Origin of the sequence: Shigella sp. FC1967 (assembly GCF_001743005.1) — a bacterium.
Lineage (GTDB): Bacteria > Pseudomonadota > Gammaproteobacteria > Enterobacterales > Enterobacteriaceae > Proteus.
Genome location: NZ_MIIZ01000802.1, coordinates 1 through 3,143, shown reverse-complemented (window position 1 = coordinate 3,143; position 3,143 = coordinate 1). Strand labels below are relative to the sequence as shown.

3 protein-coding genes and 1 pseudogene are annotated in these 3,143 nt (G+C 39.1%); 2 read left to right on the top strand and 2 right to left on the bottom strand.

Annotation, left to right across the window (positions count from 1 at the left end; genetic code table 11):
- Positions 1-690 (top strand): annotated as a pseudogene (locus BHE89_RS13350) (Hsp70 family protein); the annotation flags it as partial.
- Between the two features lie 105 nt (positions 691-795).
- The gene (gene dnaJ / locus BHE89_RS13345) at positions 796-1,932 is read left to right on the top strand and encodes a molecular chaperone DnaJ (RefSeq protein ID WP_069368649.1); all 1,137 of its coding nucleotides are present in this window, start codon (positions 796-798) and stop codon (positions 1,930-1,932) included.
- A 75-nt stretch (positions 1,933-2,007) separates the two neighbouring features.
- On the opposite strand, the gene BHE89_RS27090 is transcribed toward dnaJ, so the two are convergent.
- Both BHE89_RS27090 and BHE89_RS27085 read right to left on the bottom strand, forming a co-directional pair.
- Complete coding sequence (locus tag BHE89_RS27090) at positions 2,008-2,547, bottom strand: DMT family transporter (RefSeq protein ID WP_353615128.1); 540 nt, start codon at positions 2,545-2,547, stop codon at positions 2,008-2,010.
- Positions 2,525-2,854 carry a hypothetical protein gene (locus BHE89_RS27085; protein ID WP_353615127.1) on the bottom strand — a complete coding sequence of 110 codons (330 nt, stop codon included), beginning with the start codon at positions 2,852-2,854 and terminating at the stop codon, positions 2,525-2,527. Before BHE89_RS27085 ends, BHE89_RS27090 begins: the two co-directional genes overlap by 23 nt.
- Positions 2,855-3,143 lie beyond the last annotated feature (289 nt).

The following is a 3,143-nucleotide window of genomic DNA, read 5'->3' as shown; positions in this document are numbered from 1 at the left end:
AAAAAATACCACAATTCCAACTAAACATAGCCAAGTGTTCTCTACCGCAGAAGATAACCAATCTGCTGTAACTATTCACGTATTACAAGGTGAACGTAAACGTGCAAGTGATAACAAATCACTGGGTCAGTTTAACTTAGATGGTATTCAAGCAGCACCACGTGGTATGCCACAAATCGAAGTGACTTTTGATATCGATGCTGATGGTATCTTGCATGTATCAGCGAAAGATAAAAAACAGCGGTCGTGAGCAAAACATCACTATCAAAGCTTCTTCTGGCTTAAATGAAGAAGAAATCCAAAAAAATGGTTCGTGATGCTGAAGCAAACGCAGAAGCTGACCGTAAGTTTGAAGAATTAGTACAAACGCGTAACCAAGCTGACCAATTAGTTCACGGTACACGTAAACAAATTGAAGAAGCGGGTGATAAATTACCAGCGAACGATAAAGAATCTATCGAAAAAGCGGTAAGCGAGTTGGAAATTGCGTCTAAAGGTGAAGATAAAGACGCTATTGAAGCAAAAATTAAAGCGTTAGTTGAAGCTTCTGAAAAACTGCTAGAAATCGCACAACAACAAGCTCAAGCAGGTGCAGCAGATAATGCCGCGGGTGCTGATGCAAGTGCGAAGAAAGATGACGACGTTGTCGATGCAGAATTTGAAGAAGTTGACGGCAAAGACAAGAAATAATGCCCTTAACGGGCCACGGTAACTTACCTGTGAATAGTTACTGATACCGAACACGGGCGTCGAGGAAACTCAACGCCCGTGTGCTTATGTCAAGGGTAATCTAGAATGGCGAAAAGAGATTTTTACGAAGTCCTCGGTTTAAGTAAAACTGCCGATGAAAAAGAAATTAAACGCGCATATAAGCGTTTAGCAATGAAATATCACCCAGATCGAAATCAAGGTGATAAAGATTCAGAAGCAAAATTCAAAGAAATTAAAGAAGCCTACGAGATCTTAAGTGATGCTCAAAAACGTGCTGCTTATGATCAATATGGTCATGCTGCGTTTGAGCAAGGCGGATTTGGTGGTCAAGGTGGCGGCTTCGGCGGTGGTGCTGACTTTGGTGATATCTTTGGTGATGTATTTGGCGATATTTTTGGTGGTGGTCGTCGTCAACAGCGCGCAGCACGTGGTTCTGACTTACAATACAACATGGATCTAACGCTTGAAGAGGCGGTTCGTGGTGTTACTAAAGAAATTCGTATACCTACACTAGAAACATGTGACAAATGCCATGGTAGTGGTGCTAAAGAAGGTACATCGGCAGAAACCTGTTCTACTTGTCATGGTGCTGGTCAGGTTCATTTACGTCAAGGTTTCTTCACTGTACAGCAAGCGTGTCCAACGTGTCATGGTCGCGGTAAAGTGATTAAAGAGCCTTGTTCTAAATGTCATGGTGATGGTCGTGTTGAACGGTCTAAAACGTTGTCCGTTAAAATTCCAGCCGGTGTTGATACCGGTGACCGTATTCGCTTAAGTGGTGAGGGTGAAGCCGGTGAAAATGGCGCACCAGCAGGCGATTTATACGTACAGGTTCATGTTCGTCAGCATCATATTTTTGAACGTGATGGCAATAATCTTTACTGTGAAGTACCTATTAACTTCGCCATTGCTGCTTTAGGTGGTGAGATTGAAGTCCCAACACTTGATGGCCGTGTGAAACTTAAAATTCCAGCAGAAACACAAACTGGAAAAATGTTCCGCATGAAAGGCAAAGGTGTTAAATCAGTACGCAGTAGCAGTATTGGTGATTTAATGTGCCGCGTTGTGGTTGAAACCCCCGTTAAACTCAATGAAAAACAAAAAGAGTTAATGGAACAACTGGGTGAATCATTTGGTGGTAAGAGTGGTGAGAAAAATACCCCTCGTTCTAAAAGCTTCTTAGATGGTGTGAAAAAATTCTTTGATGATTTAACCAAATAATTTTTCTTATCACCTTCAAAAAGGCCTGATGATAAATTCTGTCATCAGGCCTTTTTATTTGAATGATGTTTCATGTTATCCCATCTTAATAGCAATAATACCTGCAAAAATGACTAAACACGCCAATAGCTGTTTACGGTTAAATTGCTCTTTTAACAGATAGACAGATAAGATCATGGCAAATAACACGCTAGTCTCTCTTAACGCCGCCACAAGCACGATTGAGGCATGGCTCATCGCCCATATCACAATACCATAGCTTACCAACTGCATGATCCCACCTAAAAATGCAGGTTTCCAATAATCCTTTATCTTAGTTTTTAAATGTTGGCGATAACGAAGCCAAGCAAGTAAATACATTGCGATGCCATTTAAAAAGAAGAGCCATAAAATATATGCAAACGGCGTTTCACCTACGCGTGAGCCATTACCATCAGATAGGGTATAACTTGCAGTAAATAATGCGGTAAGCAGCGCAAAAAAGAGTGCATCTTTACGTAAATTAAACTCTGCTATTTTTCTACTACGTGAGATCAGGATAATACCCAGAATGATAAATAAAATGCCTAGCAAGCCAGCTATTGGGAGTGTTTCATGGAAGAGAAAAAAAACCAAGAAAAGCGGTCATTAATGGTGCACTACCACGAGAGATAGGGTAGACCTGATTAAAATCAGCCAATGCATAACAGCGACTTAAAGAGAGTGTGTAACCTACATGAAATAAAACAGAGAGAATAAGCCATTTCCATGCACCAATATCAGGGAGCCCAACCCAAAACAGGGCGGGGAGCGTTACAACACCCGAAAAAAAAGTCAGTAACGAGATCCCTAAAAATCGATCACTACCTACTTTAACCAATGCATTCCAACACGCATGAAAGATAGCGGCGAATAAAACGGCAATAAAAATAGTAATCGACATATTGATAGAAACCTTACTATAACGGGAGTATTCACTATCTATAAGACAATAACACAATGGTTAAATAGTGAAATGAATAACATTTTTTTCTCTTATAATTTTGGAAGGCTATAAATAAAAAGATAAGAATAATAATTTTTTGATAATTAAAGATTGATATATCTGATCTATTTTATCAATTGCTATGATTTATCAAATAAGAGGCTTGTTTTTACTTAATTGTAAAAAATAACATTTGTATTCAATGTGTTATTGTAATTGTTATTAATTATTCCTATTTTTTTATTTT